The organism is uncultured Coprobacter sp. (genome assembly GCF_947855755.1).
In the GTDB taxonomy this organism is placed as follows: Bacteria; Bacteroidota; Bacteroidia; order Bacteroidales; family Coprobacteraceae; genus Coprobacter.
This window is the reverse complement of sequence record NZ_CANUAR010000001.1, coordinates 178,492-200,859: the sequence shown is the minus strand read 5'-3', so window position 1 is coordinate 200,859 and position 22,368 is coordinate 178,492. Positions and strand designations below refer to the sequence as shown.

Sequence of the window (22,368 nt, the reverse complement as noted above, 5' to 3'; positions counted from 1 at the left end):
CTTTTTGAAAGATAAAAATTTAAGTAATTAATAATTTTTTGATATTGAAATTATTGATCTTAGATTTTTGTAATAGTAACAGCTCTGTCAAGAGCATATGCTCCGAATTGATTTAAAGTTTGGTCACTTGTTTTCTTAACCAATTGATCTTTATCAACTCCTAAACGTATTAAAGTATTAATAACATTATTTGCGCGTTTTTCTCTTAATGCAGAATTATATTCAGTAGTTCCGGTTTTACTATCTGTATATCCGCATATTTCATATTTGCTGTCAGGATTTTTCTTCATTTCTTTAGCAAGAGCTTTTAATAAGACCATATCTTTGTCTTTGATCGAATATGAATCTGCAGTATAGTAAATAATAAGTTGCGGTTTTACAGGTTCTTTTACGACTTCTTTAACTGGAGTTGTAGTATTCTTGGCATTTTTCAAAGCTTCTTTTAAATCGTTATTTTCTGCTTGTAGACGACCGGCTTTATTATTGGCAGCATCATATTTTGCTTTCCATTCGTTGGCGGCTTTAGTGTCTTTGATATATTTAGGTTGATAAGGTACGAATTTGCGGGTTTTAAACCGGTAAGTCGCGCTTAAACCGACAGAGAATAATCCGTCACCTCTTGATCCGCCTTCTGCATCAAAGTCATTTCCGATCCAAGCTCCTTTTATGTCTAAGTTGATATCCCAAGCTTTACTTACTCTGAATTTATTGATAAATGCAAATTGTACGGCTTGGCTGTAATTACCGCCTTTAGAATCTGCTATGAATCCCGCACCTCCCGTAATAATAGGGTTATATACTCGGTTTTCTTTATATTTCCCGAATAAATTCGCCATGTTTACCATTAAATCCGCATGGGGCATAAATGAGAACCATTTTTGTTTGTAATAGCCGTTAGAAAGTAGTTCATCATTTTTTACGTATGTCATTCCAGCAGCAGGGGCTGCACCTTTTAATTGCATTCCGTCTAACCCCAATTGTACACCCAACCATGGTGTTATCCACTTTCCTGCAGAAATTGTAAATCCGGGAGCTATACGTTTCCCAAAGTCCAATTTACTGTCGTTTTGCCCTAAATAGACATTTGCGTTAGCTCCGAAATTGAGAAACCAATTACTTTTAAAACGAGTAACAACGAAACTGTTTTTGGTTGTAATTGAATCTTTTGAAGCATCTTGAGCATTGATATCGAATGATAATAATGCTAAAAGAGAGAAAAATACAATCTTTTTCATAAATTACGTTTGTTATACGGGCTGTTTTAAATTCAGCCTTAATTTTCACCTAAATACTGTTCAAAGGTACTATAAAATCAAAAAGCATCAATATTTTTCAGTAATAAATTGTTTAGAAAGTGTTAAAATGTTTGTATTTTAATAAGAAAAGTATCTTTATGAATATCTTTTTTCGGAGATAAAGTGAAATTGACAGAGTAGAATTGAAAGGCAAGTAGGAGGGTTATAATAAAAGAAAAGTGTGTTTGGGATCATTTTAAACGATGGAATTACTGGTAAATTTAAAATAGATGTGAATAACTCGATAATCGATCTTATTAAAACCGGAATAAACTATTGGAAAATATTCCCGAAAAATTCAGAGCGGGTTATTATGTTTAATAATAATATAATAGACTTATAATGACAGGAACGGAAATATCGACAAGGATTCCATGAAATATGGAAATGACGATAAATTGCTCTCCGCAACTTTTTGCGATAATGGGTAATGTTGTGTCGATAGATGTAGCTCCTGCTGCAGAGATAGGAGCTAATTTCCCGCAATAACGAGCTAAAATAGGAATAAAAAGAAGAGCTGTTATCTCACGGGTCATATTGCTGATAAGAGCCATCATTCCTATTTCATATCCGGCTAATTTATTTAAGAATATAGCAGATAAACTGTAATAACCAAAACCTGACCCGATGGCAATAGTTTCTTTTGTTGTAATATCGAATAGCGGTGAGATAAGTGCTGTAATGATAATTGAGCCGAAAATAGTTGCCAAAGGGATTAGTATGATTTTTATTTTATATTTTTTGATAGGGACATATAAGCTTTTAATGTCGCCACCGATCCCTATACCAACAAAAAACATCATGATCGGTAATATGTAGTTGCTGTAGTCATGTGTCAGGAATATGTCCGGTACACATCGATAATATGCTAATAAGATACCGGTAATAAAACAGCATAAAATGATGAAACTGCTTTTCATTTATCAGATTGTCTTTTAAATAGAAATTTATAAAGAGGTATAGATAACAATACACTTCCGGCTGTGGCAGCAAATCCTATTATTATTGCTGTTATGCCAAAATGATCGAGACTTTGTATGATGCTTTTGTTGTTACCTATGGAAAGCCCCATACTGAATAAAAGAAGGAAGATAATCCACATATTCAGTTTTCCGATAATTTTGAATAGCTTTTTTTGCTGCTTTAGAAAATAGCCGATAAAAATACCGGCTAACATGAATCCCATTACGCTGAACATTATGCAAGAGTATTTTATTTAAGCATATCGTTTTTGATATTGATTTTACTTATCAATTTGGTATAGTCTTTTGTCGTCAGAAAATTACTGATTGCCTGAACATGGCTCATATTATGTAAATCAGTTCCTAAAAAGTCGATATAACCTTGCTCTGCGAGCCAAAAAGCTGCTTCTTTTACACCTTTTCCGTAATATCCGGAAAAAGATAAAAGGTTTACTTGAAATGCACAACCGTTGTTATGCATTGTCGTATATATGTTTTTTTGATTATGATAGTAGGCATATCTTTCGGGATGTGCAAGAATAGGTTTGAATCCTTTCAATTGCAGTTGAAAAAGCAGTTCATCTAAATTCCAGAAAGCTTGTATAAAAGAATTTTCAACTAATAGATAGTTATCGGGAAGAGGGATTAGCTGATTCGATTCAAACATTCGTATGAAACCGTCGTCGATACGATATTCGGCAGAATAACAAATTTCTTGTTCGATCCCTTCAGTCTTGAGTGCGGTCTTCAATAAATCCCATGCATTTTTTATAGTTTCTGGAGTATTTTCGAAAGTTTCTTCTGCAATATGAGGAGTTGCAATAATTTTTCTAATTCCCCAGTTTTGCATTTCGAGAATTAGGCGAATCGATTTTTCTGTATTTGGTGATCCATCGTCGATTCCCGGAAGAATGTGGGAATGGAGATCTACTTCGTAGCAAAGTTTATGTGTTTGGCTATTTTTTTTCTTGAAAAAACTGAACATTTTGTATGAATATATCTTAATTAATTAGTTACAAAAATACAAGATTAAATTTTAAAAAAGCAGGAGTCCTTTATATTTTATAATTTCTCTATTCATGATAAGAGATATTAAGAGCCTGTTTAAAATTTACTCAAAAATAGTTTTATGTAAAAACTTAGATGGATTTCTATTATCCCTTGTTTTTGCAAAAAGAATTGGAAAAATTTTCGTGTATAAGAATTTCTTTATACATTTGCAAGCCATTACAAAAAAGTCACGCATACCAACGTGGATTTATATTATTTGAAATAATTAAAAAGATATAATAATGAAAAAAGGTCTTCATCCTGAGAACTATCGTCCGGTAGTATTTAAAGATATGTCTAATGATGACATATTTATTACTCGTTCTACTGTAGCTGCTAAAGAAACTATTGAGGTAGATGGGGTAACATATCCGTTGGTAAAACTTGAAATTACAAATACTTCACACCCGTTCTTTACTGGAAAACAGAAATTGGTGGATACTGCAGGACGTGTTGATAAGTTTATGAGCCGTTATTCCAAACATATGCAGAATAAGCAGAAATAATTTATATTATAGATTTCAAAAAGGAGTGATAACATCACTCCTTTTTTATTATATTCGTTTATTCATTATATCTTCTATCGACAATACTCCAGTCTATGATATTCCAAAGTCCGTCGATGTGTTCTGCCCTTCGGTTTTGGTAATCTAAATAATAAGCATGTTCCCAAATATCGACGCCTAATAGAGGTTTTCCGTTTCCTTTTAAAACATTACCTGCGTTACTTTCTCCAATAATATCCAGTGTTCCGTTTTTATTTTTGATTAACCATACCCATCCTGAGCCAAATAGATTATTTGCCGTATTGGTGAATGCTGTTTTAAAATTTTCGAAATTTCCCCACTGTTTATTTATTTGTTTTTCTAAGTTTCCGGATGGCAAATGTTGTGCATGCGGTGAAAAAGCGTCAAAATAAAAAATATGATTCCATGCTTGGGCAGCATTATTATAGAGAGGGCCTTCCGATTGTTTGACAATTGTTTCCAAGTCTTTTCCTTCCAGATTAGATATTTCTTTTACTAAACGATTTACATTATCAATATAGCCTTTTAGGTGTTTACCGTAATGAAGCATTACTGTCTGTGCACTGATGTACGGTTCTAATTCGTTTTCAGCATAAGGAAGAGGAGGGAGAACAATTTCGCTATTTTCGGATTTTGTTTTTACTATATTATTTTGGGCGTATGGATTTTCTGTGAAAATAAATCCTGATAAAACCAGTACTATTGTTATCTGCTTTACTTTTTTCATTTGATAATTTATTTTTATAGGAACATTTTATTATAATAACCATAGAAAACAAGAATGGTTCTTTTATAGAACCAGTTTAAATTTTCCGATGCAGAAAAACTATTAGATCATTTTTGTATTTTCATTCATCAGGTAACCAGCTATTATCTCAGTAAAGACAAGAAAAACATTCTCAAAGTTAATTTGATCAAGATTTAAACAGACTCGTATAGATTTTATTGGGGAAAATTGCAGATATTTTAGTAATCAAGATAGAACTTTCTATAAACTTTTACTGTTTTATTGAAAACAAAAGTTTGAAAATGATGGATAGATATGGTAAACAGTTTCGTTATGGAATAATTATAATGCTGTGTATCAGTTTATTGACAGGAACGGGATGTTCTGCATGGCAAGGTATGTCTAAAACCGGTCAAGGTGCTACTATCGGTGCTGGTTCTGGTGCTGCAGCAGGTGCAGGGATCGGGGCATTGGTAGGAGGTGGCAAAGGTGCATGGATAGGTTCTTTGATCGGTGCTGCTGTAGGCTCTGGTACAGGAGCTTTGATCGGTCGGAAAATGGACAAACAGCAGCAGGAACTTGAAGCACAGCTGAAAAATGCACAGATCGAGAAAGTAAAAGACAGTAATAATTTGCAGGCGATAAAGGTTACTTTTGAAAATGGAATTTTATTCGCAATTAACTCTTCTCAATTAAATGCTTCTTCTAAAGCCGATTTAAATAAACTTGCTCAAAATTTGATACAGAATCCTGAGACGAATGTCCAAGTTTTTGGTTATACGGATAATACCGGAAGCCAACAACTTAATGAACGTTTATCTCTGCAGCGTGCAGAGTCGGTTGTCAATTATTTGATTAGTGACGGAGTCCGTTCGAGTCGTGTTTCAGCAAAAGGATTCGGTTGGAATGATCCGGTGGCATCGAATGCGACGCCAGAAGGGCGTGCGCAAAATAGGAGAGTGGAAATATACATCACGGCAGCTCCGGAAATGATTCAGAATGCTCAATAAATAGATTTTTTTGATGTGTGTGTTGGTGAAAAGGTGTAGAAAAGCAATATTGCTTTCTGCACCTTTTTGGTTTTTCAAATGAAATATGTTTCTTTTGTAAGAGCTGTTTAAATTTAGCACAGACGTTTTTTGAGAAATGTTTTCGAGGAAGTTTTTCAGTTCCGATAAGGAGTGTAGTGGGGCTGTGTGTGACGTGTGGGAGCGGGAAAACAGACTGAAAAACTCAAAAAGTTCGGAGATATAATTTTATCGGGAAGAGTAAACCGGTTTTAGAAGTCAAAATGGTTATAAAAAAATGAGTTATGTAATAGAAGAATCCTTTGTAGAGGGAAAATCTTTGACCGAGTTATGTGAAGATGGATGGGTTTCAACATCGGATTATGTTGTGGTGATTGATGGAGCGACTTCCAAGTCTGATTTTAGGATAGATGGCGTTACGACCGGAAGGAAGGCAATGGAAATTATTTCGGATGAGGTTCGGAGGCTTCCTTCGGGAATTTCGGCATCAGAGTTTGTGGATATTATAAATAAACGAATTATTCGGTATTATAAAACAAATCATATTTTAGACCTAACAGAGCGATTTCCGGAAACAAGATTGACTGCGAGTGTTGCTGTTTATTGTCATTCACGAAATGAAGTTTGGCTTATCGGAGACTGTCAGTGTAAGGTAGGGGAATATTGTTTTAAGAATAGTAAAAAGATAGATTCTATACTTTCTGAGTTGAGATCTTTCATTTTGTTTTCGGCTTTACGAGACGGATTTTCAATAAAGGAGTTACAGAAACGGGATATAGGCCGGGAGTTTATATATCCTATGTTGAAAAGGCAGTATTTGTGGCAAAATAATTTAGGTGATAATTCTGAATATCGTTATATCGCATTGGACGGTTTTCCGGTCGATTATGCTTTAATCCGGATTATTCCGGTTGGTAATCGTTCTGTCGTTTTGGCAACCGACGGCTATTTTGATCTGTATGGAACATTACAGGAAACGGAACAGGTTCTTTGTCATCAAATAGAAACAGATCCTTTGTGTATAGGGATAGGCTGTAATAAAAATAACAAAAGTACGAAGGGAGTTCTTTCCGGAAATTGTTCTTTCGATGATCGGACTTATGTTCGTATTTCTTGTTTTTAAGAACTGTTTAAAACTTAAAGCCTATCTGAATCTTCCAATAAAAAAGTACTATCAGCTCATTTTTGCGTTCTCTTCCGGTTTGTTTCCCCGTTTTCGCTCGTCGGATAGCTCGCTATCCTCCTTGTAAAAACAATAAAATATCCCCGAAAGAAACTCTCAAACCTGATCTGAGTAAAATTTGGACACGCTCTTAAACCGTTATGAAGAAATAAACCTTTCTGTGGTTTTATTTTTTTGTGCTGAACAAGAGGCCTTCTTTTCGTATGCCTATCTGTATTCCCCAATTGTCTCCGAACAGAGTACCTTTATCAAATGCTCCCGACAACCGAAATGTCCAACCTTTAATTTTTTCAGGTCGGTAATTTATTTCTGCTAAAGCTGAAAATTCGTGTGTGATATGGGTAAAAGGTAGATATCCAGTACCCCAGCCTTGTTGATGCCCTACTAAGATTTTGTATGAGAGCTCTGAAAATATGTATCCGTCTATCCCGGCGTGGAAAGCCAGACTTCTGGAACTTTTAAATCCGAGAAATCCGTCGGTATTATAACCGGGCGAAGCGATAAATGGTGTTCCCATCGTATGTCCTCTATGTGTCCACCCGTTGTATGCCATGTGCCCGTAATAAAAATCAGCTCCACTTGTTTTCAGCGGCAATTCTTCTATTTTATCGAATAAGAACGGACCACTTTGATCTTTTGAATTCATTATTTCGAATACAGCACCGGTTATTGGTTTTTTCTTGATTGTCCGATATTCTATTCCCCATAATCCGTCCCATTTGTTTTTAAAGATCATGCCTGAATGATCATCGAAATAACGTTCATGATATAATTTTGCATGCCAGTTTTTTTTACGATAACCTATTTCTAAAAAATAACTCCCCAAGTGATTGCCTGTAACGTTTACCTGATCTATTAGCGGGGAATCATTACCTCCGGATAATGGTACGAATACTTTGAAAAAGCTTTTGATTCCTGATGGAAATTTGGTTACGGAAGTTTTGAAATTGGGATTATCATATATTGTACCTCCAAATTGTGCTGCCATGTCTATTCCGATCGAACCATAAAAAGGTTTTTCTTTTTCAAATTTTAATATTAGATATTTACGGTGATATAAAACATGTTTGCTGTAGGGTTTTCCTTCTCCCTTATGCTCTTTTTGATAAGCATCATCAACAAATATACCGTAAGAAATTTCTCCTTTTATTTGCATCCATCCGTTTGTTCCCGGGAAATTGACAAAATGAGGTATTCCTACCGATACTTGTGGTATAGGGCGGCTGTTCCCAGACCAAACCATACTTCCGCTACTCAGCTCTCTGTCACGCATTAGGGAGTACTGTTCTTTACTACCTATCATGAGTCCGAGACAACGATATTTTATTTCACCGTATAATTGTTGTAAATAGATCGTTGCATCGTTGTTGTATGATCCGATAAGATCAATACCGAATCCGTATGAAAAACGTTTGTCGTTGTCGATTTTTTTACTCACTCCTGCTCTTAGATAACCGTTATTCGGAGTGAATGAAATTACTCCTCCGCGATTATTCATTAAATAAAATGGGGTAAATTCTCCGTTTCCTGCAATTATATTCGTCTCTGCATTGTACTGAAGGGGAAATTGTGCATAAATGCTGTTTATAGAGCAGGAAAAGACAAGGAAAAGTAATTGAATTATTTTTTTTAGCATAAAGATCAGAATTTACGAAATGTATATATGGTATCATTACAGGATAATATTAATGCCGAATGATTCAACTTCAGAATAGCAAAATCTTTTTCGGCTGTATGCCATCCGTAATAAGGACTTTTTAAAGCTGTACCCATAAAAGACGGTGTAATTGTCATAAAAATAGAATCTGTTTTTATGCTATAGATACCGTTTGCTTTTTCAGCACTAAAGTCATTTCCCCGTACTAATGTCGCCAATTCGAATATATTCAACTGAAAACTGTAAAATACCGAATCTGTCGATATTTGGCTATTGTTCGGCATATCGATGTGTCTTAATTGCCATTTTCCTCTGATGAGATCTTCGTTATCCTTATTGCAGCCGGAAAATAGTAATATTAGAATAATGGTCGATAATGGCAGAAATTTTTTTATCATTATATTTATAATTATTTTTTGTTTAGAATAAGCTGGTATACCGAATCGACTTGTTCGGCGATATTATCCCAGTTATAAGAAGACAAATCGTACTTTCGGCCGAGCTGTATGTTTTCGATTTTATATTGTAACTTATTTTTTAAATCGGGAATCGAGCCGGTTTTGAAATAATCATCAAGAGTTAGTTCCGGTAATTGATTTGCTGGAATATCACTGACAAGCACGTCTAAATCATAACTCATCGCCTCGAGAAGAGATATAGGCAAGCCCTCATGGAAAGAAGGAAGTATAAATAATGCGGCATTAGACATTATCTCATTCAGTTTCTCTCCTTTTATAAAGCCTGTTAATATAACATGTTCTTTCAGAGCTTGTCGTTTCAGATTTTCTGAATACGCTGAAGGATGGTCGGCATCTCCGGCGATTACCAGCTTATATTTATTTTGTTTCAATGCAGAAAATGCTCTTATTAGTAAATCAAACCCCTTTTCTTCGACGAATCTTCCCATTGCTAATATATATTTATGGGTAGTCAATCCTAACTGATTGACGTAACAGATTGATTTGGATTTTTTAGGGAGAGTTACGCCGTTGAAAATTAAGTGAGCATCATCCCTACCGTATTTCTCGCGAAGAATATTATCGATTACATTGGAAATAACGATAATTTCATTTGCATATTTTGCACTCATCCTCTCTCCGGTTCGAAGCATCCATTTGGCTAAATGTCCCCATTTTTGGCGGTCGTAATCAGGTCCATGGTGAGTCATGACTACCTTTAACCCTAATATCCGGGCAAACGGTATCAGTAAAGAAGGGCCTATTGCATGAATGTGTAAAATATCGGCATGAGATTTTTTTGCATATAGAATAGCCAGAAAGGTGTGAACGATGGCTTCCAGACTTTTTTTACGAGGAGCGTAAATATCTTTTAAATAGATTCCTTTATAATTATTTATTCGAATATTGTCGGTAATATAGCAACTACGTCGTACGATAGTGACGATGTATTTGTTTTTAGCAAGACGAGGATATAATTCTTCACAATGCGTCTCTACTCCGCCCAAAATATCGGGAATACCTCTTGTTCCGGTAACGATGATTTTTATTTTTTTTTCAGATTTCATGGAAATACGCAGATAGACACACTAATATATAACGGAGAAAAGAATTGTTTTCGTATATGATTTTGTCGAATTTAAGAAAGACTGATTATTCGCTTTTCTCCTTTAAATTTCCCTGTTCGGGATCTTGTCCTACATCGTACCATTTTTTATCGATACATACGGGTTTCCCGGTCATTGATCTCCATTTGTTTTTTAATACCCAGCGTAAAGGATGCTGAATGTATTTTTTCATTACAGGAGATGCCGTTCCTACCATCCAGCAATTTTTGGGACATTTGCGGACCAATTCTCTTACCCGTGCAGCCTGTTCGCTTTCCCAAATTTCTTTGAAGTCGGTTACGTTCCGAATGTTTCCCATACTTTCTTGCCAATATTTATCTTCAAGACCATTACAGGGATATATTTCGCCGTAAGGATCAACAAAAAAGTTTACTAATCCGGCTTCGCAAGGTAACATGCGGCGGTTTCCTTCAATGTAATTGATAAGCCCCATATTGAAAAATGCTCTAAACCATGATTTGGGGTGGGGTTCTTTCATTTGCATTTCAATTAAACGGGTGAAGTTGTCGATGACCTCGTTTGTATTGGTTATTACATTATCGTGTTTGTGGAAGTAATAAGAATTATGAAATGCTGCAGTGGCGAATTCCATTCCTAAATTTTTTGAAAGGCGGTATAGAGAGAGCATGTCTTCGGAATTATTATTGGAAACGGTAATGCCGAACCCAATATCTTTTACTCCCATTTCTTTGAGGAGCATAAGCGTCCGTAATCCTTTATCGAAACCTCCAGCTCTTCCTCTTAATTCGTCATTTTTACATGATAATCCTTCTATACTGATTCTGATTCCGATATTTGGAAATTTTTCAGCCAGTTTTATGACTCGATCTTCAAACCATCCGGATGTGGAAATCACTACACGTGGAGATTTTCGAAACATCACTTCGACGATTTCTTCAAGATCTTCCCGTACAAATGGTTCTCCTCCGGTGAGATTCACAAAGTTTACTTTAGGGAGTTTTTCAAGCTCCTTTACTTGTATTTCTTTGCTTTTTTCTGTCGGATTCTGCCATATACTGCACATCTTACACTGCATCGGACACCTGTAAGTAGTGATGATGCACATATCTGTAGGGGATGAAATTGCCATATCGTCTGATTGTAAATCGTAATAAGGCACAAAAATAATAAAATAAGCGTTCTTTACAGAATGATTTGTGATGTTATTTTATTCCTTGCGGTTTTTGATAAGTTTTGCAGGAATGCCTCCGACAATGCCATATGCCGGAACATCTTTTGTCACGACACTACCGGCAGCAACGATCGCATGTTTTCCGATAGTAACACCATCTAAAATCGTGCACTTTGCTCCTAACCATACTCCGTCTTCAATAGTCACACCCTTTCGGGTAGCACCTTGGTTCATAATATATTCGTCAGTATTGTCTGCATTATGATTTTCTGAAAATATAGATACTCCGGGACCCATAATAACATAAGAGCCTATTTTTACATTCCCTCGTACTTGAATAAAACATGATTGAGAAATACCGACATTGTCACCTATCTCTATACCTTCTCCCAGTTCTCTGATTACTCCGGTACATTCGATAATGGAATTTTTTAGGATAGTGACATTATTTCCTATTTTTACCCCGTTTTTTGATAGTGCGTTAATCTCGACATTATCACCTAAAATCAGGGTTTTTCCAATAGTAATCAGATATTTATGCCGGAGTTTGCAATGGCGTCCGGCAAATAATATTCCGGAAGATTTTTTTAGTCCGACTTTTTTTATCGATCCTCGAATAATGCAAGGTATTTTAGAAAGAGCTTCGATTATTAACCCTTTGTTGGTAAGGCTTGCATCCAGTTTATAATCTGTTTTTCCAAGTTTATGGATTATATTTTCTATAAAGTGTTTCATTTATCCTATATATCTAAATGCCAAGATAAAGGTATTCGTTATTTCTTCCAAAACTGCCATTCAAAATTTTTAGAAAAGAAATTATTTATCTAAAAATTTGAAAAATGTAATTTTTAATATAACGGTGTGAATAGAGATTTATTTCATAAAAGTCTGTCTTTGGTATAATTTTATATCGAGATTATATATAAAGATGTTCTTTAAATAATCTGCCGGTATATATTACAAAGATGAGTATAATAATTCTCTTCTGAAAATTGGTTTATAGCTGTTTGAGATATTTGTATATAGTCAAATTTTTTATTTTCAAATAGTTCGATAATACTACCTTTTAATTCATCTTTGTCAAAAGGTTCGAATAGTATGCCGTTATTTTCTGTAATGAGTTCGGGAATTCCTCCGATTCGCGAGCCTATGACGGGAGTTCCCATACATAATGATTCTATAATGCTTAGAGGATTGTTATCATAGCATTCAGACGGAATTATTGAGGCTCTGGCTTTTCCTAAAAGATCTGCTACTTCCTGGGTAGATAAGTGCCCTGTAAATATTATTTTTTTTGAAGCATATTTTCTTTTTAATGTTTCTAATAATGGACCATTACCTGCAATTATAAGTTTATAAGGAAGATCATTTGCTATTTTTAGTAGAGTTTTGATTCCTTTTTCTTGTGAAATTCTCCCGATAAAACAGTAATAATCATTTCTTTTATTAGAAAAGTTGTGTTTTATGAAATCAATTTTCTCTTTTTCGATAAAATTGCATCGTATTTTTATTTTGTTCGGAGAATAACCCCCTTTTATCATCATATCGGCCATAAACTGGCTAGGGCAGATAAATGCTTCTGTCCATTGTTCTAATTTTTCTTTTGACCAATGTATAGATTCGATATACCCGAGTAAACTGGCTATTAAACTGTTTTTTAAACATTTATTTATAAATACTTGTTTTTTGTCGGATAAACATTGTTGGCATATTTGGTTTTTATTTAGACATGCAGAAGCTGGACATAGTAGTTTATAGTCATGCATAGTCCAAAATACTTTACAACCGTATGCCTTTGCTTGTTCGGCAACTATGGGAGACAGGTAAGAATGAATATTATGCAAATGAACAATGTCAGGTCGAAAATCGGATAATAGTTGATCGAATTTTGTTTTTATAGTATCTATACCAAATATTCTTTTTGCTGCATTTATTTTGTTTTTGATACTGCCTGAAAAGGATATTTCTTTAGGAAAATAGGGAGTATATTGAGACTCTATATTTTGTGAATGTTGCATACTGAATATTGCAACATCATGTCCTTTGCTCTTTAGTAATTTTTCAAGATTTAGAGTAACCATACAGTCTCCACCACGAGGATAATAGAATTTATTAACTAAAAGTATGCGCTCTTTTTCTTTTATCATATATCGGAAAACTATATTAAATGGTTTTAATTCTATCAATAACGAAGATAGCATTTTTTTGTGATGTATATAATATGTTGGTAAGATTTTTTCTATATAAAGATTAAAAATCTTTTTAAGAATAATAGGTCGCCTGAATTTTTCGAGTAGGAAAGAAGATTCGACTTTGCTTCAGTATGTTTGTCTATTTTTATTTTTTAGAGCCTGACCTGATAGTATTTTTGTCGGAAAATTTATACAGGCTCTTAAATAGTTCGTTATTTCCCTTGATTAAGAAGTGTAACGGACTGTTGGTGTGCAGGAATGGTGAAACAGATTAAAAAGAGACTCGAAAAGTTTGAATATATTTTTTATCGGACAATTTGGATCGTCACTTAACAAGCTTACGAATTTTTCTATCTTCATTGATTGAAAAGTCTGTATATAAATTGTGTATCTTAAATAAAAAAGCTATTTTTGTTTATACTTATAGCGAGTTCGGACGATTTTAAGCAGCTTATTGTACATGAAAGTTCTTATATTAAATTCAATTTTGTTTACGGCTGAAAATAATATTATTCCTAAAGTCAAGAGCATTAAAGATACCATGATTTATAATCTGTGTATCGGATTCAAAAATTTAGGTCATGAGGTAACTCTTGCAGCAGCAGCAGATTACAAACCATCCGTTTTGGAGGAATATGAGTTTGATATATTGTTTTTTGAATCTGTGTTGAAACAGATATTTTTACCAAGTGTATTGCCTTTTTCTCCTTCTCTGTATAAGTTCTTAAAGAGTAATGCTAAAAATTTTGATTTTATTATTTCGAGTGAAATATTTGCTTTTCCTTCATTCTTTGCATGTATGGTTTGCCCTTCAAAAGTTTTTGTTTGGCAAGAACTTGGAGTACATAATCGGAAAATGAAAAAAATTCCCTCTAAGGTTTGGTATAATGTGATTGGGCGGTTTTTTATGAGCAGATGTTTTGTCGTGCCTCGCTCTCATGCGGCTCGTTCTTTTATTTTAAATTATCATCGCAATACGTCAAATGAAATAATTGTGCATGGTATGAATTTTGATAATTTGAAATATAGTACGGATAAAGCTGACTATTTTATAACAGTAGGACAATTAATTTATAGAAAAAATATTGAGAGCATAATTCAAAAATTTGATCTCTTTTTAAAAAAATATAATCTTTTGCATTATCGCTTATATATAGCGGGGACAGGCATATTGCATGAGGATCTTCGAGTTTTAGTAAAACAGTTGAATTTAGAAAATAATGTAATTTTTTTAGGTCATTTGTCACATATAGAGCTGAATGAATATCTTTCTCATGCGAAGGCAATATTATTAAATTCGAGAATGGAGTTAAATATGATAAGCCTGTCCGAATCGATAGCTGTTGCAACACCTGTTATTACTAATTTAGTGCCTTATAGCAGCTATGATGTGATTCAGAATAAATTAGGTATAGCAAAGGATAATTGGAATGAACATGACATGATGGAGATCATTCGAAACAATAAGTACTATGTAGATAATTGTTTGATTTATAGAGAGCAGTTATCGGTAGAAGCCGTAGCTGGTAAATTTATCGCTCTTTTCAATGAAAAAAACTCTGACAGAAGTAATTAATTGTCGATAGATTTTTATGTTATTAATGCGTTTTTAGGAGATTCTTCTATAAATGCATTTTTTATTATTGAAGCTAATATTATCATGGCACATAATATGCTTTCTCTTTGTAGAAATACAGATATGGCTACTGATTCAATTATGAAACGGTGTGATCAGTAATCCTGTTTTTAAAGGCTACAAAGAATCGTTCTTTCTATATACTTGATAAAGTTTTTATAATAAGAGAAGAAATAGTCTTGGTAGAATCTTTTATATCGGAAAATCTTGATAAATTCTAAATATCGTGTAAAATCATAATAATCCAGCCTATGCTTGTTATAGTTATTAGAGTGATGCCGAATAAACCTTTTTTATTTAATCGGATGTGGAAATATTTTTTTGTATCTATAATGCGGTATAAAAACATTATTGAATATGCTATTAAATTAGAAATCATGCAGCCTATAAGTCCCCAATGAGGAATAAGATAAAAATTAAGAGAAAGAGAGACCCCTACGGCAATTAAAGATGAATAGAGAACTCTGTTTACTTGATAGGTGCATTCATATCCTAAATTTAAGAAAAAACTGAGGGCTAAAAATACTATACCGATGAGTTGTGGGTAAATATATTTGAAACTGCTGTAATATTGCGGGTCTATGACGTATGGATAAATAAAATAAAGCCCGATTATAAAAATGCTTGCCCCTATGGATAATAGTAAGAGGTAAGTGTTGAAAAAATTTGAAAAGTACTGATTTTTATTATTTGATTTGTATTCCCGAAGTGCGGTTTCTTGCCATGCCTGTTGGTAGATAACGGTAAAAATATAGAAAATCGAACAAAATTTTAAGGTAATGGCGTATATTCCGTTATAATATTCTCCTAAATAGTGAATGATGTAAATCTTTGCCCAGTTATCTATTCCTGAAGTTGCCAGATTGGCAGGTAAAAGTAATAAGGAATAAGTTATCAGATATTTTGTCAATCGATTATTGGTGTACCTTTTGCCGTGCGCAGAGATTAGTAAAGGATAATATTTTTCTATAATTAAAAATGCTATGAGTTTGGCGACGGTATAGGCAATGAGGAGGCTGACGGCTTTTAATGAAGTGTATCGCAGTAAAATGATAGAGATGACTGCTGTCAAGATAGAAGCTGTCAGGTTGGCTATCACGTATAAATAAGTTTTTCCTGTGGCTCTGATAATTTGTTGATATACTTCAAAGAAATTAAAGGTGATAAAAAATAGAAACAATAGAAAGGGATTGAATGCCAGTTGTATATTGAATATTGAAAATATGCAGGCTGAGAAAAGCAGTATGATGATATTGCAAGACAGTACATGTATGAAAGTTTGCAGAATAATTTTGTTTTTGAAAACATCGCCTTTTATCAAAAAACGGAATAAACCGTCTTTGAGATTTAATGTTGAGATTTGTCCTAAAATTATTATAATCGTAAAATAAAAATCGAAAGTTCCCAACTCTTCGGGCGTGAGGTAGAACGTAAGGATGGGAAATAATAGGAACATGATGAGTTTAGAACCTATATTCCCGATCGCATATATAGAGTATTTTTTTAAAAACTGGGTATTGGAGGTTGTCATGATTTTATAATGTTGTTATTTGCCGATTTATAAAATGTGTTCTTTATAATCATAGCTAATAGCATCATAGCACAGATACCACCTCCCTGTAAAAATACAGATCCTGCAATTGATTCGATTATGATAAACGATGTGATCAGTAACCCTGTTTTTAAAGACTGCAAAGAATCGTTCTTTCTATATGTTTGATATAGTTTTTTTATAATAAATCTCCAAAAAAGAATGTATAGTATAATTCCGATAATTCCGAATTGTACTAATTCGGGGTAAAATGTGTCAGATATGAATTGGCAGTCTCCTTCAACAAGCCCATGAACGTTATCGAGTTCATATTTACTATATATTTCAGAATACCCGATTTCTCCTGAGGCATGAGTTGCATAAGATCCTAAACCTGTCCCTAAAAAAGGGTAATCTGATAATATGGATGGTGCTGTGGCATATAAAGCTGCTCTTGCTGCAGTCTCAATAATTTCATCCGGTTGTTCAATATTTACCCCTACAAAGTAATAATTGATTTTTCTCCAAGAAACGAATATAATTCCGATGAGTATGATTATACTTATCAAGATATATTTTAGACGAATTTTTTTTAGCATTTCCGGTTTAAACCAGAATAAAATAAAAATGGCTAAAACAAAAAGTCCGTAGAATTTTGAACGAGTACCAAATAATCCTATCGACAATAATAATATCGTAAAGATTCTGTTTTTGGATGTGTCTTTACCGCATAAATAAAAAAGAGAAGCTATGATAGTCATGTTGATACCTGCATATGAGACATGAAAGAATACGGTTTTAAGTTGTCCGAGAAGACAGACTGTTAACATGACAAAACTTAGGAATAGGCAGATGTTTCGTAATATTTTTTTTTGCTTGACGGAGAATTCAGGAGCGATCGCGTATGTACAATAAAACGCAATAAGAGGTTTTAATTGAATTACAAAATCTGTGACTACGGCTTTGGGAGTATTGATTTTTAAGTTGAACAGGCTATGAAATAAATATACAAAAAGAATTCCTAAAACAAGGAATAATCCCCTATAATTAGAAATTTCCTTTGTTGTGAGAATATGTATGCCACTGAAACATAATAATAATAACATTAGTAATTCATCTACAATTTCTATACCGAATGTATTGTAGAAATAAAAACCGAAAAGCAATGTAAATAGAAAAAAAACGTAATATGTCTTTGTAAGCGAAATCATATTTTCTGTGATTTCTGTGTCTGTCCGTAACCGTAGCCATAACCTTGTTTTGCCGGAGTTCCATTAATTATTAATGCGACATTTTTCAGCTTATGTTCTGTTACGAGGTTATTTACATATTTGATATTGTCTTTATGTGTGTAATTTGCTCTGCAAATGTATATTGTTGCATCTGCTATCCGGGTAAGACTGAATGTGTCGGATACCATTCCTACCGGAGCTGAATCGACAACGATATAGTCATATTCTTTTTTTAATTCGGAAAATAGTTCTTCAACCCGGTTGCCTAATAATAATTCTGCCGGATTGGGCGGAATCGGTCCGGCGAGAATTACGTCCATATTTTTTTGAATGGCGTTTGGTATAATAATTTCCTGTAAAGGAAGATCGTTTGAGGCTAAATAATTAGTTATACCCTTTTTGTCGGTTTGCTGTATATTTAAGTATTCTTTTAATTTCGGGCTACGTATATCCATTCCGATTAAGATTACTTTTTTCCCCAATAATGCTAATGATGCTGCAAAGTTACTGCATATAAATGATTTACCTTCACCGCTCACACTTGATGTGACTAAAATGACTTTTTCGTTTTGGTTGGTTAGTAAAAATTGTATATTGGTACGTATTAATCTGAATAATTCTGCTCCGGAACTGTATTGACCTTCCTTGACTATAATATGATCTTTAGACGTATTGGTACACATTTCTCCGAGTATCGGCAGATTGGTCAGTTTCTGGAGTTCTTCTTTTGTCGAGAATTTGGTTCGGGTTATGTCTTTGAGATAGAGATATATGATAGGTAATATGAGACCGAATGCGAGACCGATCAAAAGCAGCATCGATTTGGATAAACTTACAGGTTTATTTTGATTATACGCATGGTCGATGATTTGTCCTTTGGGAGTCTGGCTCGCCAGAGTCAAAGCGTTTTCTTCTTTTTTTTGTAATAAAAAGAGAAAAAGATTTTCTTTTATTACTTGCTGTCTTTTTATCGATATGAATTCTCTTTCTTGAGTCGGCATATTTTTAATTCTGGCAACAAAAGCGTTTTCTTGTTTTTGCAAGTCTTTCAATGTTATATTTATGCTGGATTTAGTTTCTTTAATCGAGTTTATAACATTATTTCTTGTCGCATCGATAACTTCATTCAGGCTTTGTAAAGCGGGACTATTTTCTTTTACCGAACGAAGTAGTTTTATTCGTTTTAATATCAGTTCATTGTAATCTTCAATAGGTGAAGAATTTTCTGATAACTTCGTATTAAAAGGAATTAATGAATATTTGCTGTCAGGATTGTGCAAAAAAGATTCGATTAATTCTATAATCTGATATTGAGTCTCTGTCTCAATCAATTTCGACCTGAATTCTCCGGATTGTTCGAGAATGATTTTTGCTTCGGACTCGATATCTGTGAGATTATTGGCCTTTTTATAAGTTTCTATTTCTTCTTCAGTGTCGGTCAGTTCTTTTGTAAGAATATTGATTCTTTCGTCAAGAAAATTGGCGGTATTAAGAGCTTCTTGTTTTTTTTCGATAAGCCCTTTGTTGTTATATAGATTTATAATGGTATTGAGTAGGTCTTTCCCTTTTTGAATATTTGTTTCTTTTGTACCTAATCCTATGACATTCGCTTTTTTGTCCGGTAAATATATGTCGATATTCTGTTTTACGTTTTCTGCAGCATCATCGAAAGGATCTAAAACGATTTTCATATTCAGATTTTTCCCTTCTTTAAAATATTGCGTTTTATTAAAAATAAAATTTCCGTATGTGGTAGATAGGGTAACCGGAAATTTGTCTGTTTTTTTGTATCCTATTTCTTTTCTGTTTCTTTTAGCAGTTACCGTTATAACTCCGTTTTTAGAGGCTTTGATTTTGAAAGTCAGGCTTTTGCTTAGAGTGTCTTCTAATGAGGGCGGTGCGTAAATATCTACGGGTTGATTCTGGTATGCGTCTACAGATCTTATAAAATCCCGATGGATTGTGTAAGTTTTATTCAATCCGAGTTTTTTTACAGCATCATATAGCATCGAATGGGAAGATACGATAAATATTTCATCCTCGACGATTCCTCCTCCGAGACTGCCTCCGAAAGAAAAGCTTTTTAGAAGTGCAGCTTGAGGATTTGATCCTTTTTCATTGTCTTGACTGACCAAAAAGTTTGCATTTATCTGATATACGGGTTTATTGAGCTTGTAATATAAAAATGCACCACCGGTACATACTACTATGCATATAACGAAAATGTACCAATGTTTTATATAATTCTTAAAAAGAGAAACAACATCTATCTGATCATTGTTATTTGAAGAATTTATATTTTCCATAATATATAATAAAGCCTTTCAGGTTGATAACTTATTTAAATATAGCGATAAATAAAGCTGCGATTGTAGATACGGCACTGATGATAGTTGACGTGATTGTTATATTAAACTGTTTGTCAGATCCGTATTTTGCAGTAGCTTTTTTAGCCTTGTTGGGTTCTACGTATACGACATCATTTTTTTGTAGATAATAATATGGGGACGAAAAGATTGCAGGATCAGTCAGGTCAAACCGGTAAAATTCTTTTTTTCCGTTTTTTTCTCTGACTAATAATACATTTTTTCTTTCTCCGTATATGGTTAAATCTTCGGCCATACCGATTGCATCCAAAATGGATACACGTTCACTTTCTATTTTTAATACTCCGGGTTTATTTACCTCTCCTAAGACAACGATTTTAGAGTTAAGTGTGTTTACTGTTACCAAAGGACTTTTGACGTATGCCTCTATCTCTTTTTTTATTGTTGCTTCGAGTTGTCTCGTTGTTAATCCGGCAACCTGAATTTTACCGAGTTGCGGATAATTGATATATCCGTCTTTATCGACAAGATATGTTTGAAGTTTCGGTGTTCCGCTGATTTCGGTATCACCGGCCTGCAAATAGCTGATAGCAGGAAGATTGAACATTGCCACCGCATTGGGATCTTCTGCCGATACATAGATAGATAGTATGTCGTCAGGAATAATTTTAGATTCGTAATTTAATAAAGTATCGATAGCTATACCTTGATCGTATTTATTTTCTAAGTTTTGAAAATAAGCGATATCCGATTGTGTTTTACAAGAGAAAAAAGTAACAGAAATAAGGAATAAGTAAAGTATATTTGTTTTCATTAAAAATAATTTTTGCAGATAAACATAATTCGATGGGGCAAATATAGCCTTTTTATCGTATGCTCCCAATAAAATTTGATCACTAATTATGTAACGGCTCTTCCGTTTTTTTATTGTCGTTTTAGAATAAAAATTTTCGTAAAATGTAGCGGGATTTATATCTGTTTTATTATCAAATATTTATCTTGACGCATAATTATTTCGATAATTTATCGACATTTGTTCTATTGTATTTTTTATTTCAAAAATAGGTTTTGTTTCATAAAAAAAGATTGTGTACGTTTGCATAAAATATTATGAGATATGCAGGTCAGTTTTGATTTTAATGGTATAGAAATCATTCTTTTTATTATAATGTTCGTTCTTTTTTCGATTCAGGTATTCTATTATCTATATTTTTATCGAAAACCTTTGAAATATCTGGAATCGGAAGAAAAAGGGGATGTTCTATATACCGATAAACGGCCGGGAGTATCTGTCATTGTATATGCTAAAAATGACGCTGAGCATTTAGAGGTTTTTCTACCTTCAATTTTGTCGCAAAACTATCCCGATTTTGATGTGATTGTTGTAAATGATGGTTCTACAGACGAGACTCGTGATGTGGTGACTCGTTTAGAATCTGAATATGATAATTTATATCAGACTTATATTCCGGATGAAGCCCGAAGTCTTAGCCGGAAAAAATTGGCCTTAACGGTTGGAATTAAGGCGGCAAAGCATGATATTGTAATGTTGACAAATGCCAATTGTGCGCCTGAAGGAAGTGATTGGCTTACTTATATGATGCGGAATTTTGTTGAAGGAGTAGATATCGTAGCAGGATACGCATATATAGATGGGGAGGGGCAGCGAAAAAGAAGATACGTTGCCTATGATCGGTTGATGTTTACTCTGCGTTATGTTTCTTATATTCTGTTACATAAAACTTATATGGCTGAGGGATATAATCTTGCCTATCGGAAAGATCTGTTTTTCAGAAATAAAGGTTTTTCTAAACATTTAAATCTCCATTATGGAGATGATGATTTATTTATTAATGAAGTTGCGACGGCAGATAATACCCGTATCGAACTTTCTCCGAAAAGTAGGATGATAATTCATTATGAAAATAATTTTAAGGCTTGGCGAGAATTGAAGTTAAGGTATGATTTTACTGCTGCCTATTTAAAGACCGATTCGAAGTTTGTATTTGGTTTTGAGCGAATGACCGTGTATTTATTTTATGTTTCGATTGTTTTGTTTTTTGTTTACGGACTTTGTTATAATCTCTTATTTTCGGCTTTAGCATTTTTGTTTTGGTTGTTACGGTTTATTGTACAAGTAACCATATATCGTAAATCTGCAAAAAGATTATCATCCAATAAATTATTCTTTTTACTTCCTGTTTTTGATCTTTTACAGTCTGTAATTAATCTATATTATAAGATTATCGGGATTTGTAGTAAAAGTAAAAATTTTACATGGCAGAATTTGTAAGAATCCGTTTA

At 33.7% G+C, this 22,368-nt stretch carries 20 protein-coding genes; 5 read left to right on the top strand and 15 right to left on the bottom strand.

The features are described 5' to 3' along the window. Positions 1-59: 59 nt before the first annotated feature. The 4 genes from Q0093_RS00785 to Q0093_RS00770 form a co-directional block, all read right to left on the bottom strand. Positions 60-1,235: an OmpA family protein gene (locus tag Q0093_RS00785; RefSeq protein ID WP_297928081.1), complete on the bottom strand. Its 1,176-nt coding sequence runs from the start codon at positions 1,233-1,235 to the stop codon at positions 60-62. Between the two features lie 377 nt (positions 1,236-1,612). Next, complete coding sequence (locus Q0093_RS00780; RefSeq protein ID WP_297928079.1) at positions 1,613-2,215, bottom strand: lysine exporter LysO family protein; 603 nt, start codon at positions 2,213-2,215, stop codon at positions 1,613-1,615. After that, positions 2,212-2,493 (bottom strand): LysO family transporter, encoded by a 282-nt coding sequence (locus tag Q0093_RS00775; protein WP_294176850.1) that lies wholly within the window; start codon positions 2,491-2,493, stop codon positions 2,212-2,214. Before Q0093_RS00775 ends, Q0093_RS00780 begins: the two co-directional genes overlap by 4 nt. Before the next feature lie 14 nt (positions 2,494-2,507). Continuing rightward, entirely contained in the window at positions 2,508-3,242 is a 735-nt protein-coding gene (locus tag Q0093_RS00770; RefSeq protein ID WP_297928075.1) for a CpsB/CapC family capsule biosynthesis tyrosine phosphatase, read from the bottom strand. 307 nt (positions 3,243-3,549) lie between these two features. On the opposite strand from Q0093_RS00770, the gene Q0093_RS00765 reads away from it, so the two are divergent. Then, positions 3,550-3,813, top strand: a complete 264-nt coding sequence (locus Q0093_RS00765; protein WP_294176852.1) for a type B 50S ribosomal protein L31 — start codon at positions 3,550-3,552, stop codon at positions 3,811-3,813. 58 nt (positions 3,814-3,871) lie between these two features. Here Q0093_RS00765 and Q0093_RS00760 read toward each other — a convergent pair whose 3' ends face one another. Continuing rightward, positions 3,872-4,561, bottom strand: coding sequence for a superoxide dismutase (locus tag Q0093_RS00760; protein WP_297928073.1), 690 nt, complete (start codon positions 4,559-4,561; stop codon positions 3,872-3,874). A gap of 302 nt (positions 4,562-4,863) precedes the next feature. On the opposite strand from Q0093_RS00760, the gene Q0093_RS00755 reads away from it, so the two are divergent. After that, entirely contained in the window at positions 4,864-5,571 is a 708-nt protein-coding gene (locus Q0093_RS00755; RefSeq protein ID WP_367175049.1) for an OmpA family protein, read from the top strand. A gap of 295 nt (positions 5,572-5,866) precedes the next feature. After that, positions 5,867-6,712: a hypothetical protein gene (locus Q0093_RS00750; RefSeq protein ID WP_297928071.1), complete on the top strand. Its 846-nt coding sequence runs from the start codon at positions 5,867-5,869 to the stop codon at positions 6,710-6,712. Between the two features lie 226 nt (positions 6,713-6,938). Here Q0093_RS00750 and Q0093_RS00745 read toward each other — a convergent pair whose 3' ends face one another. The 6 genes from Q0093_RS00745 to Q0093_RS00720 all read right to left on the bottom strand — a co-directional run bounded on the left by Q0093_RS00745 (position 6,939) and on the right by Q0093_RS00720 (position 13,293). Then, entirely contained in the window at positions 6,939-8,408 is a 1,470-nt protein-coding gene (locus tag Q0093_RS00745; RefSeq protein ID WP_297928069.1) for a capsule assembly Wzi family protein, read from the bottom strand. 5 nt (positions 8,409-8,413) lie between these two features. Further along, complete coding sequence (locus Q0093_RS00740) at positions 8,414-8,827, bottom strand: lipocalin-like domain-containing protein (RefSeq protein ID WP_294176857.1); 414 nt, start codon at positions 8,825-8,827, stop codon at positions 8,414-8,416. An 11-nt stretch (positions 8,828-8,838) separates the two neighbouring features. Further along, entirely contained in the window at positions 8,839-9,954 is a 1,116-nt protein-coding gene (locus Q0093_RS00735; RefSeq protein WP_297928067.1) for a glycosyltransferase family 4 protein, read from the bottom strand. An 85-nt stretch (positions 9,955-10,039) separates the two neighbouring features. Next, positions 10,040-11,104, bottom strand: a complete 1,065-nt coding sequence (locus Q0093_RS00730) for a radical SAM protein (protein WP_294176859.1) — start codon at positions 11,102-11,104, stop codon at positions 10,040-10,042. Between the two features lie 78 nt (positions 11,105-11,182). Further along, entirely contained in the window at positions 11,183-11,881 is a 699-nt protein-coding gene (locus Q0093_RS00725) for a DapH/DapD/GlmU-related protein (RefSeq protein ID WP_297928065.1), read from the bottom strand. Between the two features lie 200 nt (positions 11,882-12,081). Beyond that, a complete protein-coding gene (locus Q0093_RS00720; RefSeq protein ID WP_297928063.1) occupies positions 12,082-13,293 on the bottom strand; it encodes a glycosyltransferase in 1,212 nt (403 codons plus the stop codon). Positions 13,294-13,798: 505 nt separating this feature from the next. Between Q0093_RS00720 and Q0093_RS00715 the strand changes: the two genes are divergently transcribed. Continuing rightward, positions 13,799-14,914: a glycosyltransferase gene (locus tag Q0093_RS00715; protein ID WP_297928061.1), complete on the top strand. Its 1,116-nt coding sequence runs from the start codon at positions 13,799-13,801 to the stop codon at positions 14,912-14,914. 277 nt (positions 14,915-15,191) lie between these two features. Here Q0093_RS00715 and Q0093_RS00710 read toward each other — a convergent pair whose 3' ends face one another. From Q0093_RS00710 to Q0093_RS00695, 4 genes are read right to left on the bottom strand one after another with little or no spacing between them, the layout of a single operon-like run. Next, positions 15,192-16,505 carry a lipopolysaccharide biosynthesis protein gene (locus Q0093_RS00710; RefSeq protein ID WP_297928059.1) on the bottom strand — a complete coding sequence of 438 codons (1,314 nt, stop codon included), beginning with the start codon at positions 16,503-16,505 and terminating at the stop codon, positions 15,192-15,194. Beyond that, a complete protein-coding gene (locus Q0093_RS00705) occupies positions 16,502-17,716 on the bottom strand; it encodes an O-antigen ligase family protein (protein WP_297928057.1) in 1,215 nt (404 codons plus the stop codon). The genes Q0093_RS00710 and Q0093_RS00705 overlap by 4 nt, the downstream gene beginning before the upstream one ends. Further along, the gene (locus Q0093_RS00700) at positions 17,713-20,043 is read right to left on the bottom strand and encodes a tyrosine-protein kinase family protein (protein ID WP_297928055.1); all 2,331 of its coding nucleotides are present in this window, start codon (positions 20,041-20,043) and stop codon (positions 17,713-17,715) included. The genes Q0093_RS00705 and Q0093_RS00700 overlap by 4 nt, the downstream gene beginning before the upstream one ends. Positions 20,044-20,074: 31 nt before the next feature. Next, a complete protein-coding gene (locus Q0093_RS00695) occupies positions 20,075-20,878 on the bottom strand; it encodes a polysaccharide biosynthesis/export family protein (protein ID WP_294176865.1) in 804 nt (267 codons plus the stop codon). Positions 20,879-21,181: 303 nt separating this feature from the next. Between Q0093_RS00695 and Q0093_RS00690 the strand changes: the two genes are divergently transcribed. Beyond that, positions 21,182-22,357, top strand: a complete 1,176-nt coding sequence (locus tag Q0093_RS00690; RefSeq protein ID WP_294176867.1) for a glycosyltransferase — start codon at positions 21,182-21,184, stop codon at positions 22,355-22,357. Positions 22,358-22,368: the final 11 nt, after the last annotated feature.